General features: G+C 36.7%; 21 protein-coding genes. 17 read left to right on the forward strand and 4 right to left on the reverse strand.

Going from position 1 to position 14,139, the window contains the following annotated elements; genetic code table 11:
- The first annotated feature begins 142 nt into the window (after positions 1-142).
- The 3 genes from splB to HRG09_RS01675 all read left to right on the forward strand — a co-directional run bounded on the left by splB (position 143) and on the right by HRG09_RS01675 (position 2,502).
- Positions 143-1,168, forward strand: coding sequence for a spore photoproduct lyase (gene splB, locus HRG09_RS01665; protein WP_174099046.1), 1,026 nt, complete (start codon positions 143-145; stop codon positions 1,166-1,168).
- Positions 1,169-1,312: 144 nt separating this feature from the next.
- Complete coding sequence (gene mntR / locus HRG09_RS01670) at positions 1,313-1,741, forward strand: transcriptional regulator MntR (RefSeq protein WP_174099047.1); 429 nt, start codon at positions 1,313-1,315, stop codon at positions 1,739-1,741.
- Between the two features lie 104 nt (positions 1,742-1,845).
- The gene (locus HRG09_RS01675) at positions 1,846-2,502 is read left to right on the forward strand and encodes an HAD family hydrolase (protein ID WP_174099048.1); all 657 of its coding nucleotides are present in this window, start codon (positions 1,846-1,848) and stop codon (positions 2,500-2,502) included.
- Between the two features lie 16 nt (positions 2,503-2,518).
- Here HRG09_RS01675 and HRG09_RS01680 read toward each other — a convergent pair whose 3' ends face one another.
- On the reverse strand, positions 2,519-2,920 hold the full coding sequence (locus tag HRG09_RS01680; RefSeq protein WP_174099049.1) for an SA1362 family protein: 402 nt from the start codon (positions 2,918-2,920) through the stop codon (positions 2,519-2,521).
- Positions 2,921-2,998: 78 nt separating this feature from the next.
- Positions 2,999-3,922, reverse strand: a complete 924-nt coding sequence (locus HRG09_RS01685) for a DUF1385 domain-containing protein (protein WP_174099050.1) — start codon at positions 3,920-3,922, stop codon at positions 2,999-3,001.
- 243 nt (positions 3,923-4,165) lie between these two features.
- On the opposite strand from HRG09_RS01685, the gene HRG09_RS01690 reads away from it, so the two are divergent.
- The 4 genes from HRG09_RS01690 to efp all read left to right on the forward strand — a co-directional run bounded on the left by HRG09_RS01690 (position 4,166) and on the right by efp (position 6,788).
- The gene (locus HRG09_RS01690; protein WP_174099051.1) at positions 4,166-4,630 is read left to right on the forward strand and encodes a YqhR family membrane protein; all 465 of its coding nucleotides are present in this window, start codon (positions 4,166-4,168) and stop codon (positions 4,628-4,630) included.
- Between the two features lie 73 nt (positions 4,631-4,703).
- Entirely contained in the window at positions 4,704-5,144 is a 441-nt protein-coding gene (gene aroQ, locus HRG09_RS01695) for a type II 3-dehydroquinate dehydratase (RefSeq protein ID WP_174099052.1), read from the forward strand.
- A 4-nt stretch (positions 5,145-5,148) separates the two neighbouring features.
- Positions 5,149-6,210, forward strand: a complete 1,062-nt coding sequence (gene pepQ / locus HRG09_RS01700) for a Xaa-Pro dipeptidase (RefSeq protein ID WP_174099053.1) — start codon at positions 5,149-5,151, stop codon at positions 6,208-6,210.
- Positions 6,211-6,230: 20 nt separating this feature from the next.
- Positions 6,231-6,788: an elongation factor P gene (gene efp / locus HRG09_RS01705; protein WP_174099054.1), complete on the forward strand. Its 558-nt coding sequence runs from the start codon at positions 6,231-6,233 to the stop codon at positions 6,786-6,788.
- Positions 6,789-6,824: 36 nt separating this feature from the next.
- Here efp and HRG09_RS01710 read toward each other — a convergent pair whose 3' ends face one another.
- A complete protein-coding gene (locus HRG09_RS01710) occupies positions 6,825-7,127 on the reverse strand; it encodes a hypothetical protein (protein ID WP_174099055.1) in 303 nt (100 codons plus the stop codon).
- 328 nt (positions 7,128-7,455) lie between these two features.
- Between HRG09_RS01710 and HRG09_RS01715 the strand changes: the two genes are divergently transcribed.
- Genes HRG09_RS01715 through HRG09_RS01755 form a run of 9 tightly spaced genes read left to right on the forward strand, consistent with a single transcriptional unit; the run spans position 7,456 to position 12,962 of the window.
- Positions 7,456-7,737 carry a YqhV family protein gene (locus HRG09_RS01715; protein ID WP_017150874.1) on the forward strand — a complete coding sequence of 94 codons (282 nt, stop codon included), beginning with the start codon at positions 7,456-7,458 and terminating at the stop codon, positions 7,735-7,737.
- A gap of 27 nt (positions 7,738-7,764) precedes the next feature.
- Positions 7,765-8,691, forward strand: a complete 927-nt coding sequence (gene spoIIIAA, locus HRG09_RS01720) for a stage III sporulation protein AA (RefSeq protein WP_174099056.1) — start codon at positions 7,765-7,767, stop codon at positions 8,689-8,691.
- Entirely contained in the window at positions 8,685-9,200 is a 516-nt protein-coding gene (gene spoIIIAB / locus HRG09_RS01725; RefSeq protein WP_174099057.1) for a stage III sporulation protein SpoIIIAB, read from the forward strand. Before spoIIIAA ends, spoIIIAB begins: the two co-directional genes overlap by 7 nt.
- A 14-nt stretch (positions 9,201-9,214) precedes the next feature.
- Entirely contained in the window at positions 9,215-9,418 is a 204-nt protein-coding gene (spoIIIAC, locus tag HRG09_RS01730; protein WP_000020914.1) for a stage III sporulation protein AC, read from the forward strand.
- A 23-nt stretch (positions 9,419-9,441) separates the two neighbouring features.
- A complete protein-coding gene (gene spoIIIAD / locus HRG09_RS01735; RefSeq protein WP_001167588.1) occupies positions 9,442-9,825 on the forward strand; it encodes a stage III sporulation protein AD in 384 nt (127 codons plus the stop codon).
- A gap of 10 nt (positions 9,826-9,835) precedes the next feature.
- Positions 9,836-11,008: a stage III sporulation protein AE gene (gene spoIIIAE, locus HRG09_RS01740; RefSeq protein WP_174099058.1), complete on the forward strand. Its 1,173-nt coding sequence runs from the start codon at positions 9,836-9,838 to the stop codon at positions 11,006-11,008.
- A 12-nt stretch (positions 11,009-11,020) separates the two neighbouring features.
- Entirely contained in the window at positions 11,021-11,653 is a 633-nt protein-coding gene (gene spoIIIAF / locus HRG09_RS01745; RefSeq protein WP_174099059.1) for a stage III sporulation protein AF, read from the forward strand.
- Positions 11,643-12,308, forward strand: a complete 666-nt coding sequence (spoIIIAG, locus tag HRG09_RS01750) for a stage III sporulation protein AG (protein WP_174099060.1) — start codon at positions 11,643-11,645, stop codon at positions 12,306-12,308. The genes spoIIIAF and spoIIIAG overlap by 11 nt, the downstream gene beginning before the upstream one ends.
- A gap of 12 nt (positions 12,309-12,320) precedes the next feature.
- Positions 12,321-12,962 carry a SpoIIIAH-like family protein gene (locus HRG09_RS01755; RefSeq protein WP_174099061.1) on the forward strand — a complete coding sequence of 214 codons (642 nt, stop codon included), beginning with the start codon at positions 12,321-12,323 and terminating at the stop codon, positions 12,960-12,962.
- 91 nt (positions 12,963-13,053) lie between these two features.
- Here the strand turns inward: HRG09_RS01755 and HRG09_RS28705 are convergent, their stop codons facing one another.
- Positions 13,054-13,251, reverse strand: a complete 198-nt coding sequence (locus tag HRG09_RS28705; RefSeq protein ID WP_241814729.1) for a DNA recombination protein RecO — start codon at positions 13,249-13,251, stop codon at positions 13,054-13,056.
- A gap of 399 nt (positions 13,252-13,650) precedes the next feature.
- Here HRG09_RS28705 and accB point away from each other — a divergent pair, with 399 nt between their 5' ends.
- Complete coding sequence (gene accB / locus HRG09_RS01760; RefSeq protein ID WP_174099062.1) at positions 13,651-14,139, forward strand: acetyl-CoA carboxylase biotin carboxyl carrier protein; 489 nt, start codon at positions 13,651-13,653, stop codon at positions 14,137-14,139.

Raw genomic sequence — 14,139 nt, forward strand, 5'->3', positions numbered from 1 at the left:
TTCAGGTAACTTGTTGTGCAAGGTAGATGTTATCAAAATTATAACACTTCAGTAACTTGCCATGCAAGTTACTGAAGTGGAAAACTTTAAACAGCGTTGTTATCGATTGTCTGCTCATACTAGGAATAGGGAGGGAAGTTGTATGAAGCCATTTATGCCAAAGCTTGTTTATTTTGAACCAGGGGCACTTGAGTATCCACTTGGAAAAGAGTTGTATGAGAAGTTTACAAAGATGGGTCTGGAAATTCGAGAAACAACATCACATAATCAAATTCGTGATTTACCTGGAGAGAATGATTTGCAAAAATATCGCAATGCGAAAACAACACTTGTTGTTGGTGTAAGACGGACGTTGAAGTTTGATACATCTAAACCATCGGCTGAATATGCAATACCACTTGCCACAGGTTGTATGGGACATTGTCATTATTGTTATCTGCAAACAACATTAGGCAGCAAGCCATATGTTCGTGTATATGTGAATTTAGATGAAATTTTTGAGAGAGCGCAGCAATATATGGATGAAAGAGCGCCAGATATAACGCGTTTTGAAGCAGCGTGTACGTCGGATATTGTAGGAATCGATTATTTAACACATGCTTTAAAGAAAACGATTGAATTTATTGGGAAGAGTGAATATGGTCGTTTGCGTTTCGTGACAAAATATTCTCATGTTGATCATTTGTTAGATGCAAAGCATAATGGGAAAACGCGTTTTCGTTTCAGCATCAATTCTCGATATGTCATAAAAAATTTTGAACCGGGTACCTCACCATTTGAGGATCGAATTGAAGCGGCTCGTAAAGTAGCGGGGGCAAATTATCCACTTGGTTTTATTGTTGCTCCAATTTATATGCATGAAGGTTGGGAAGACGGGTATCGTGAATTATTTGAACGACTTTTTGATGTGTTAAAAGATTTAACTTTGCCGAATTTATCATTCGAATTAATTCAACATCGCTTTACTAAGCCAGCGAAAAAGGTAATACAACAACGTTATCCCAATACAAAACTCGAAATGGACGAGGAGAAACGAAAATATAATTGGGGACGATATGGTATCGGAAAGTATGTATATCAGAAAGATGATGCAGTAAGGTTAGAGAAAACAATACGAGGATATATTCACGAGTATTTTCCAGATGCTGAAATTCAATATTTCACATAGAAGAATCTGTAGTACTTTGCAGATTCTTTTTTATTTCGTATTTTTAGGCTTGTTTCCACCCTTGTCACGATATCCTTTCTGGTGTATCATTTTATTGATTGCTTAGTGCGGAAAACACAAAATGAAATTGGATGGAGGAAACCGATGCCTACCCCTAGTATGGAAGATTATATTGAACAAATTTATTTGTTGATTGATGAAAAGGGATATGCCCGCGTATCTGATATTGCTGAAGCGCTTAGTGTACATCCATCCTCTGTAACGAAAATGGTACAAAAGTTAGATAAAGATGAGTATCTCATTTATGAAAAATATAGAGGGCTTGTATTAACATCAAAAGGGAAAAAAATCGGGGAGCGTCTTGTATATCGTCATGAGTTACTAGAACAATTTTTGCGTATCATCGGTGTGGATGAGAGTAAGATTTATAATGATGTAGAAGGAATTGAACATCATTTAAGTTGGGAAGCTATTGACCGTGTTGGTGATTTAGTACAGTATTTTGAGCAAGATGAACTTCGAATTGAAACACTTCGTGGTGTTCAAAAAGCAAATGAAGAGCGGGGAAAGTAAAGGGAACGAGAGGCGTTTCCTTTTTTGTTTAGAAAAGGAAATTACTTTCTTTAAATTGAATGTATAGAAATGTGAAAAATCGTTTTGTAAAAGGTGGGATAGGAATGAAAGCAATTATTTTTGACTTTGATGGATTAATTGTAGATACAGAGACAATTTGGTTTCAATCTTTTCAGGAAGTAATGCGCGAATATGGTGGTGAGTTACCTCTAGAAGAGTTTGCTAAATGTATTGGAACAACAGATGAAGTGCTTTATACATATATTGAACAACAATTGAAAGAGAAATTTAATAAAACATTGCTAGAAGAAAAAGTTTCGGCTGTACATCAAGAGAAAATGAAAATACCAGTAGCTCGTGAAGGTGTGCAAGAATACTTAGAAGAAGCAAAAAGTCTTGGAGTAAGAATTGGTTTAGCTTCTAGTTCTTCAAGAAAATGGGTTGTTGGTTTTTTGGAAGATTTAGGAATACGAGAGTATTTTGAAGTGATTAAAACAAAAGAAGATGTTGAGAAAGTAAAACCAGATCCAGCGCTGTATCTGGCAGCTATTGAGGAATTGGAAATTGATTCTTCAGAAGCTGTTGTATTTGAGGATTCAGTAAATGGATTGAAAGCAGCGATTGCAGCGGGATTAAAATGTGTCGTTGTTCCAAATGAAGTTACAAAGACTTTGCAGTTTGAAAATCACGATCTTCGCTTAGAAAGCATGCAAGACAAAAGTTTAGCAGAAGTGCTTAAATATGTGAGAGAGCATAAATGAAAAAAGACCGCATTTCCTAAAAGGAAGCGCGGTCTTTCTTTTTATTTTTTTTACCTTCAATCACGGTTAAATGAGATTGTTTTCGCTTCCTTTTTAATACGGATGAATTGCCTTTCTTAACTTTGTCATCAGAAGCATTTCGCTTTAATAAAGAATTGCTTAGGGGTGCTACGTTTTGTTTTCCGTATTTTCGGTTCGAGTGTTTCGCAGCACGCTTATACGAGTTTTGCGAATTGGCGGAACCGCTGGAGCTTGTAAACATTTTATATAATAAATAAAAGACACCAACAACAAGTAACATGATGGCAATGTTTTTGATCATTCCGTATGGATTTGTAATTGCAGATGATACGAGACCAAATATTGCTAACCCAATAATAAGCATGACTAAAGCGAACGTAAACGAACGACCGTTCATAGGGAACACCTCCTAAATAACATATATTTAAATTAGTATATTAGCGACAGGGAAGGAGTTGAGTACCATTTTGAAAAATTATTGTTGTTTTCCTTCTAAACGTAATAATTCTTCAAAAGATGCAATTGCAACTTCAACTTGATCATTTTCTGGTTCTTTCGTTGTTAATAGTTGAAGCCATAATCCTGGATATCCTAATACGCGCAAGACCGGAATATCTCGTAATCGATTTGTAAATTGCAAGACTTCAAAAGAAATACCTAGAACAACTGGAATTAATAAAATTCGATTTACCACTCTGACCCAAAGGGGATCAGTTGGAACAAGAAAATAAACAAACATTCCGATAATGACTGTAAATATAATAAAACTACTACCGCAGCGATAATGGAGACGAGTTTGTTTTTGTACATTCTCTACTGTCAGTGGAAGGTTGTTTTCGTAAGCATTGATGACTTTATGTTCCGCACCGTGATATTGAAATACACGCTTAATGAGCGGAGTTAATGACACAATATATATATAGCTCAGTAAAAGGATGAGCTTGATGATGCTTTCAACAACGATTTGCCCAGTGTGAGATGGGAAAATCGGCCTTGTCAATTCTGCTAAAAGTGCGGGAACTGCTGTGAAAATAACTTTGCCGAATACGAACGATAAGACTCCGACTGTGGCTACTCCTAATATCATCGTCAATTTTGATTGTTCTTCTTTTTTGTTTGCAAGCTGTTCATCGTCCGCAGGATGAACGTCAAATCGTTCCGAAGCAAAGTTTAAGTGCTTTGCTCCATTAGCGCTTGCATCAATGATAGCTGCGATGCCACGTATAAATGGAATCTTCTTCAGCAAAGATGATACCTTATTGCGTACGCGTGGTAATCGGTAAAATTCGATCGATTTATCCTTACGACGAACCGCTGTAACAGTATATTCTCTACCGCCAAACATAACTCCTTCTATGACCGCTTGCCCTCCGTATATTTGTTTTGTCTCCTCTGCCATGTTAACACCAACCTGTATTTGTTTCTCTCTTATGTAGAAAAGAGGCAATTGTCACACTTGGTTCTGTCACTGTGAGATTTGACAATCACCGAGTTTCCTTTATTTTATCGACAAACACAAGCTGCTGACAAGGAAAATTGTTACGGAAGCTAGACATTTCTTATTCTTTTTATAGACAAATTTCGCATAATTTAAACATGCTTCAAAATAGTTTCGGACATACTAATAAGCGGAGGTGTTGATGTGAAGCAAGAACAATCAATAACAAAGAAATTTGTACAGATTGGTTTATTTGGTGGTGTTTTTTGGGGGAGTATATGGTATTTTCTTCATGTTTTTTCATTTACAGAAGCGGGACCAAACTATCTACTTTTACCATTTGCGTTTGGAGCGTGGAAAGAAGGAGTTTGGGGAAATGTATTAGGTATTATTTGTATGGGGCTTCTTTCTATTTTAGTGGCATTTCTCTATAAGGCTCTTTTCAAAAGATTTGAAGGGATACTGCCTGGAATATTGTATGGTCTTTTTTGGTGGAGTCTTTTATTTTTTGGGCTTGGTTCTATTGCCCCTGTTATTAAAAATGCACTTCATTTACCGAAAGAAACAATTGTCACAACGATATGTATTTTTATTTTATATGGTGTATTTATCACATACTCTGTTTCGTTTGAAGCGAATAATGTGAATCGGGGAGAAGGGATAGAGTAGACAAACTATTCAAATAAGTGACTCCTGTGTTAAAATGTTTTATAGACATTTTTATATTAAGGAGTTTTGCAAGATGAAGAAATTACTCCTCGTTAACGGTCCTAATCTAAATCGCCTCGGTGTTCGAGAGGTGAATGTATATGGGAAAGGAACGTTAGCGACACTTGAAACAGAGATGAAGCAAGAAGCAGAGAAATTGGGAGTGGAGTTAGAATGTTTTCAATCGAATCATGAAGGTGCTCTTATTGACATCATTCATGAGGCAGATGACATATATGAAGGGATCATTCTAAATCCTGGGGCATTTACGCATTATAGCTATGCGATTCGAGATGCAATTGCCAGTATCTCGATTCCAGTTATTGAAGTACATATTTCTAACATTCATCAGCGTGAATCGTTTCGTCATGAATCTGTAACGGCAGCGGTCGCAGCGGGACAAATTGTTGGATTTGGTTTTTATGGTTATAAGTTAGCGTTATTTGCATTATTGGAGAAACTGAGGGGGGCATAGACTGATGGAAAAGATCACGAAGTTAAGAAGTGCATTTGGTGAAGCTGGTATTGATGGTATTTTATTAACGAATGAATATAGCCGTAGATATATGACGAACTTTACAGGAACAGCTGGTGTTGTACTTATTTCGAATGACCGCGCCCTATTTATTACAGATTTCCGCTATGTAGAGCAAGCTGGTAAGCAAGCTGTTGGGTATGATATTGTACAACATACAGGGGCAATTCTTGATGAAGTTGCGAAACAAGTGAAAAACTTGGGAATTCAAAAGCTTGGCTTTGAGCAAGATACGCTTACATATAGCTCTTATACAGCACATAAAGAAGCAGTTGAAGCAGAATTTGTTCCAACTTCTGGGCTTGTAGAAAAGTTACGCTTGATTAAGACTGATTCAGAGATTAAGATATTAAAGGAAGCTGCACAGATTGCAGATGCTGCCTTTGAACATATTCTATCATTCATTCGCCCAGGCGTATCTGAAATTGAAGTGTCAAATGAACTTGAATTTTTCATGAGAAAACAAGGAGCAACATCTTCTTCGTTTGATATTATCGTTGCTTCAGGACTTCGTTCAGCATTGCCGCATGGTGTGGCATCTGAAAAAGTGATAGAAAAGGGAGATTTCGTAACACTAGACTTCGGTGCTTATTATAAAGGATATTGCTCTGATATTACACGTACGATTGCAGTCGGTGAGCCATCTGATAAATTAAAAGAAATTTACAATGTCGTTTTAGAAGCACAGCTTCGTGGTGTAAACGGCATTAAAGCTGGTTTAACTGGTCGTGAAGCTGATGCATTAACACGTGACTACATAACTGAAAAAGGATACGGTGAATACTTTGGACATTCTACAGGTCATGGAGTGGGTCTTGAGATTCATGAAGCACCAGGTTTAGCATTCCGCTCTGAAACGGTACTTGAGCCTGGTATGGCTGTGACAGTAGAGCCAGGTATTTATATTCCAGGTGTTGGCGGTGTACGTATTGAGGACGATATTATTGTAACAAGTGACGGTAATGAAGTAATCACGAAGTCTCCAAAAGAACTTATTATTTTGTAATACACAGGAGGATTTTTTGCATGATTTCAGTAAACGATTTTCGTACAGGTTTAACAATTGCGGTGGACAACAGCCTTTGGCAAGTTATTGATTTCCAACACGTAAAGCCGGGTAAAGGTGCTGCGTTCGTTCGTTCTAAACTACGTAATCTTCGCACAGGTGCGATTCAAGAAAAAACATTCCGTGCTGGTGAAAAAGTAGAGAAAGCACATATCGAAAACCGTCGTATGCAATATTTATACGCGAGCGGTGAGGCTCACGTATTTATGGATAATGGAACTTATGAGCAAATCGAACTTAGCGAAGCTCAAATCGAGTATGAACTAAAATTCTTAAAAGAAAACATGGAAGTAGCTATTATGACATACCAAGGTGAAGTACTTGGAGTTGAACTTCCAAATACTGTTGAGTTAAAAGTTGTTGAAACAGAACCAGGTATTAAAGGTGATACAGCTTCTAACGTAACGAAACCAGCTACATTAGAAACAGGTCTTGTTGTACAAGTACCAATCTTCATTAATGAAGGTGAAATGCTTATCATCAACACAGGTGAAGGTAAATACGTTTCTCGTGCATAGTTAGAAAAAGCACTCGTGATCATCACGAGTGCTTTTTTATGTGAAGTACGGTAAATAATAAATGATGCTTGTAATAAGACTGATAGCTATAAGACTGATTGTTCCTATTATGTAAGGACTCCAAATGAATTGGAATGGTTTTACTTTCCCTGTTTTGTATATAGTGTGATCCATATTAACGTTAAGATTGATATTTAGCGCAAGCAACCAAATAACACCGAATATAGCTAAACTCCCTAGAAAAAACGTCTCCATAAATGACCAACTAACCAGTTTGGAAAAAAGGTAAATGCCAATTACTTCTAATGTGATTGTAATAATAAATTTAATTGCTTTCACTCCAAAACCTCCTTGCTATTTAATACCATTCCAACTTAAAAAATTCTCACGAGATAATGTAAAAATGATGTCCGTATATTGTAAATCGAGTGGTAATAATGTGACGTGCTTCATAGAAAATTCTCCTTTCATATACTAAGTGTAACATATAAAGTTTTGAATATTATGATTATTTTTGTTGAGAGTAATATGAAAAAATATGTTTTTACTTCTGAAATAGACAACCTCTGCATATGGTTGTACAAATATATGTTTTTTGGAGTACGACTTACTCAGTAAGTCTAAGAAGTTACTTGAAAAGTAATTGGTAAGGAGAGAAGGTGGGAAAATGAAACAGTGGCTAGCGGCAATGGAGACATCTGTGCTTGTTATGGGGTTGCTTCGATTGTTTTCAGGTAGCGCGGAAATATTCGCCGCTTTGCTAATGCTTTATGTGAATGATGCAAAAAAAGCATTGTTTATAAACGGTATGCTGGCATTTGTTGGACCGACTGTATTGATTCTAACGATGACAATTGGTATTGCAAGCGTTGCAAATGAAATTTCCTTTCTGAAACTTTTTTTTCTAACTCTTGGAATTGGCTGTATTTTTATTGCGGTGCTGAAATAGTAAGTCAATTATAGTGGGGAGAAGCTTATGAAGGAAGTATTAGAAGTTTTACCAAAGCATATGAAACAGTTCATTGAAGGCTGTGAACAATATAGCGTGTTAGAAGAAATTCGGGTCCGGATTGGAAGGCCGCTTGAATGTATTGCACACGGAGAAGTGTTCTTTTATGACTATGTCGTTACAGCAGAGGATGCAATCTATTTATTAAATAAGCTGAGTCAATATTCAATTTATACGATGGAAGAAGAGTTAAAGCGCGGGTATGTTACTTTGCGCGGTGGTCATAGAATTGGCTTAGCTGGAAAAGTAATTACCGAGAAAAGTGCAGTGAAAATGATCCGGGATGTGTCGTCATTTAATATTCGGATCGCGCGTCAAAAAATTGGAATAGCTGAGCCGCTCCTATCTTATTTGTACGACTCACGTTGGTTAAATACGATGGTAATTGGTCCACCGCAAACAGGGAAAACAACACTTCTCAGGGATGTGGCACGTTGTATGAGTCAAGGAGTTCGTTCCTATAAAATTCCTTCTTGTAAAGTGGGGATTGTTGATGAACGCTCAGAAATTGCTGGATGTGTAAAAGGGGTTCCGCAATATGAGTTTGGCCCCCGTGTTGACGTGCTAGATGCGTGTCCAAAAGCAGAAGGAATGATGATGATGATTCGTTCTATGAGTCCCGATATATTAATAGTGGATGAAATTGGGCGTATGGAAGATAGTGAAGCTATTATGGAGGCAGTTCATGCAGGTGTTCAGCTTTTTATAAGTGCTCACGGATTTTCTTTTGATGATGTAATGAAAAGACCATCTTTAAAGGCTGTGATGGAACTTGGGGTGTTTGATCGCTTTATTGAACTATCAAAAGCAAAGGGACCTGGAACCGTTGTCCAAGTGAAAGATGGGGATGGCAAGCCTGTTCAAAGGCAAGGGAAGGCTCAAAGTGTATGGTGAAAATATTTGGTGCAGTGTTAATTGTAGCAGTGACTACTTTCTTTGGGTTTTCTTACGCGAAAAGGTATAGTGAACGCCCACGTCAACTTAGGCTTTTAAAAGCAGCACTGCAATCCCTAGAGGCTGAAATTATGTATGGGCATACCCCTTTATCGGAAGCAGCCGAACGCTTAGTAAAACAAATGCCGAAGCCTTTAAACTGGATATTTCAAAGTTTTTCAAAGCGGTTAGAAAATGGTGAACAAACAGTTAGAGAAGCTTGGCTCGACAGTTTACAAGAAAATTGGAAACTCACTGCATTTAAACAAACTGAATATGAGATTTTACAACAATTTGGTGAAACATTAGGGCAGCATGACCGTGAATCGCAGCAAAAGCATATTCGCTTATGTATTACGCATTTAGAAAGAGAAGAGGGTGAAGCGAAAGCGCTGCAATTCCAATATGAAAAGATGATAAAGAGTTTAGGGGTATTAGCGGGGCTACTTATCGTAATTTTACTGCTATAGGGGGGAGAAAGGCGATGTCCATCGATGTTGGATTAATATTTCAAATCGCCGGAATCGGCATTGTTTTAGCTTTTATTCATACAGTTTTAAAAGAGTTAAAGCGGGAGGATATTGCAAACTGGGTGATCCTTGTTGGTTTTGTCGTTATTTTATTTCATGTAGCTTTTTTGATTAATACTTTGTTTGACAAGATTAAAAGTGTCTTTCTCTTCCAGTAAAGGGGGCGGTTCGAATCGAAATCTTGCAAATTGTCGGATTGGGCCTCGTTGCGACATTTTTAGCAGCTGTGCTAAATCAACATAAATCTAGTATTACTTCTTTGTTTATTGTATTTGTTGCGAGTGTAATGTTTCTGCTACTAATCGATCAAATTCATTCTATTTTGAGAATGATTGAGAGAGTTGCAAGTGAGGCGAAAGTGAGCAATGTCTATGTGGAGACGCTGCTGAAAATCATTGGAATTGCCTACATTGCTGAGTTTGGGGCACAAATTACAAAAGATGCTGGTCAAGGCGCAATCGCTTCAAAAATTGAACTAGCGGGAAAGATTTTAATTCTTGTTATGGCTATTCCTATTTTAACGGTTGTTATTGAAACAATTCTCGGCTTTTTACCTACGGGATAAGGAGGAGTGAATGTTGCGAAGGTTTGGAGCTAAGCTGCTGTTTGCTTGCTTCCTTTTCTTTTCTTTACCAATTGTTGTACAAGCTTCTCCTGTAGAACAAAACGTCGTGGATCAGCAATTGGATAAATTAGGGATTGAAGATGTGAAGCAGTTTTGGGACGGGCTTGTCACAAAGTATGGAGGCTATTTACCAGAGAGTCAAAAGGGAAGTTTTATGGAATTTGTAAAGGGTGAAAAGGAATTTTCTATAAAAGAATGGATGGTAGGATTATTAAAATATTTATTTCATGAACTTGTTGCAAATGGAAAGTTACTCGGAACGCTCATTATGCTGACAATTTTTAGTGCGTTATTACAGTCCCTACAATCAGCTTTTTCAAAGAGTAGCGTTAGTAAAATTGCAGATGCAGTTGTATACATGGTGCTCATTATTTTTGCTTTAAATAGTTTTTATGTCGTAATGACGTATGCACGAGAAACGATTCAAACAATGGTAGATTTTATATTAGCTCTACTTCCTATTCTTCTAGCACTCATAGCGACAGGGGGCGGGGTTGTATCCGTATCATTCTTCCATCCGATTATCATTTTTTTAATGAATACAAGTGGGCTGCTCATGAATTATATTGTACTTCCACTTTTATTGCTGGCGACCATCTTAAGCATTGTAAGTACAATGAGTGATCAATATAAAGTTACGAAATTGTCCAAGCTCCTGCAAAATGTAAGCGTTGGGATCATTGGTATCTTTCTAACAATTTTTCTAGGCGTATTATCTGTACAAGGGACAGCAACAGCAGTTGCTGATGGGATAGCTGTTAAAACAGCGAAGTTTGTAACGGGGAATTTTATTCCTGTGGTAGGCCGGATGTTTACAGAAGCGGCGGATACTGTTATTAGCGCCTCTGGATTGTTAAAGAATACGGTCGGGATTATCGGACTTGTTATCTTATGTTTAATCGTTGCTTTTCCGGCGATTCAAATTTTTTGTATCGCGTTTATTTATAAATTCGCAGCGGCAGTACTACAGCCGGTTGGCGGCGGAGCTATTATTAAATGTTTAGATATTATAGGACGAAGTATCATTTATGTATTTGCCTGCTTAGCTATCGTATCTTTTATGTTCTTTTTAAGCATTACCATTATTATTGCCGCGGGAAACATTACCCTTATGATGCGATAGGAGGTGACGGGTATGCAATTTATTACAGAGTGGATTCGAAATATTATCGTATTTTTACTCTTAGCGACGATGCTGCATCTTATCCTTCCTAACTCAAATTTACAAAAGTATGTCAAGTTTGTCGTGAGCTTACTGTTAGTTGTTTTAATCTTAACGCCGCTATTTAAGTTGTTACAAACAGATGTAAATGAAGTGATTGCGAATTTTAATCAAGAAAAATACGTAGCGAACGGATCAATAAAAAATTCAATTGATGAAAAGAAAAAAGAAATACAAGCCCTAACACGTGCATATAGTTTAGAAGAGATGGCTGTCAAAATGAAAAAAGAAGTTGGAAAAGAATTTGAGAAAAAGTATGGCGTGACAGTGTCTGAAATAAAAGTAATTGCAGCAGAAACGAAGGAAGAAGTAAAAACAGCGAAGGATATTCAATCTGTTATTGTGACATTAAAAGAAACTGAACCGAAGAAAAATGATGCAATTGAAACAGTAAAACCAATTGAAATTGATACGGAAGAACCACGAAAAACTTCGGAAGAAACAAACGTAGAAATGAAAGAGTTCTTTTCAAGCAGGTGGCAACTAGAGAATAAACAAATCCAAGTTCAAATGGAAGGGGGGACAGGTAGAGTAAATGGACAATAAAGATAAAAATTCAAAATTCTCATTTTTTCGCAACTTATTAAAAGGGGACGAAAAAGACGATAAGGAGAAGGGAAAAAAGGTAACACCGAAGTTTTTGCTTGTCCTACTCATACTTGGAATGTTACTTATGTTTTCTAGTAATTTCTTTGGGCCGAAAAAAGAAGAATTGCCTGTATTTAAAGAAAAGACAAGTCAAGATGCAGGAAAAGATGTGCCAACCTTTGGACAAAAGAATAACGATAATATGTCAATTATAGAAAAATATGAAAAAGCATATGAACAAGAATTGAAATCTTCATTAGAAGATATAACAGGGGTAAAAGATGTATCTATTGAAGTGAATTTAGATTCATCTGAACAAAAAATACTTGAAAAAAATATTGTAAAACGATCACAAACAACAGGGGAAACAGATAAAACTGGAGGTAAAAGGGAAGTTGAAGATGAATCAACTGACGAAAAAACAGTGATTATACGTGAAGGTGACAAAGAAACTCCGATTGTACTGCGAACAGAGAAACCGAAAGTACGAGGTGTCCTTGTCGTAGCAAAAGGAGTGGATAATATACAAATAAAAGCAATGGTGAAAGAAGCGGTAACGCGTATGCTTGATGTACCATCTCACCGCGTAGCAGTACTACCAAAAAAGGGTTAGGGAGGAACTAAAGTGTTAAAAAAACAAACAGTTTGGTTATTAACAATGCTAAGTTTAGTAGTTGTGCTATCCGTATACTATGTTACAACACCTGAGAAAATGAATACTGCAACACCAACAGTAGGTGAAAAGGTTGGACAAGAAAAGCAAGGTGTTGAAAAAGAAGTGACGAAAGAAACGACAAAGGAAACATCAAATAAGGAAGCTACTCCAAAAGAAACAACGGGTAAAGAAACAGAGAAAAAAGATGATAGTAAAAAGGAAACAGGTAAAAAGGAAAGTAATGTAACGGTTCAATCAAGTGATGAGAACTTTACAGCACTGCGTTTAAAAATGGAAGACCAACGCAGTGCAGAGAAAGAAAAATTACAAGAAGTTATGAAATCAACAAAATCTTCTGCTGAAGAAATAAGTAAAGCGAAAGATCAATTGAACGCAATCGATAAAATGGAAACAAAAGAAGGATTACTTGAAACAGTAATTAAATCACAAGGTGGCTACAAAGATGCGCTTGTAAGGGCGGATGGAGAGGATATTAAAGTGACAGTAAAAGCTACGAAACATTCCCAAAAAGAAGCAAATAAAATTATCCAACTTGTTCGCGCTGAAGCAGGCTCCAAAGATGTAGGTGTCAAGTTCGATCCAGCAAAATAAAATATATATCCGCTAGTTTTAAATACGCATTGCGAATGGTGATAAGTTAGGCGGATTCCTATTCGTGGACAATGGGGAAACAGAAAAAAGGCTATCGTTTTCGATAGCTTTTTTCTGTTTCAGCTTTTTGAGTGGCTGTAATGTTTTCTATAGGGAAAGGAGAAATACGCTGAGAGTGAAAAATTAAAGGTTCGTGGTAATGGTGATTGCCTTTTCCATATTTTATATGAGTGAAGACAATGATGAGCCAGATCAATACAGCTGGTACGAACAAGATGAGCCATATCATATTTCTGCACCTCACCACAAGATAATTTACTATACTTTGAACATACTATTCGTATGTGAAGGAAGGATGAACGGCTTGTAAATAAAAAAATATTTGGTAAAAATATGTTTTTCTATGCAGTGGTCTTGCCAATTTCGAGTGAAACTTGGTATTATTACTAGGTGACAATTTTTTATCGAAATAATATTTTTACAGGAATTTCGATTTATCGTAAAGAAATATAAATTGGAATGCTGAAAATATTTATCGTAAGATGAGAGTAGTAAAAGTTTCTATTAGAAAATGTGATAGGAATAATTTTTCTAGTAGGATGAATCGTATCTTTACAGACAACGTAGCTTTTTTATATGTTCGTATCTGTAAGAGCGAGACAAACAAGTGTATGGGAGTGGATTTTACATGTTTAAAATTCAAGAAGTTCGTGAATTAATTAAGTTAATTGATAGCTCTAACATTGATGAATTTGAATACAAAAAAGATGGTACCACAATAAAAATGAAAAAACGTGGTAATGAAGTTGTTTCTGTGCAAGCAGCTCCAGCGGCAAAAACAGCATTACAAATGCCAGCAGTAGAACTTGAAACGACGGTAGCAGCGGCGCAAGTAGAAGTACCGAAGCAAGAAGAAAAGAAAATTGTTCAAGATGAGAATTTACATAAAATCACATCACCGATGGTTGGAACATTCTACGCTTCTTCTTCGCCTGATACGCCTGCATATGTAAGCGTTGGTGATCGTGTTTCAGAAGGGAAAGTTGTTTGTATTGTTGAAGCGATGAAGCTCTTTAATGAAATTGAAGCAGAAGTAACTGGAGAAATTGTTGAAATTCTTGTTAACAACGGACAACTTGTTGAGTATGGACAACCGCTATTTCTTGTAAAAGCGTAA

The sequence above is a fragment of the Bacillus sp. Xin1 genome (assembly GCF_013314535.1).
In the GTDB taxonomy this organism is placed as follows: Bacteria; Bacillota; Bacilli; order Bacillales; family Bacillaceae_G; genus Bacillus_A.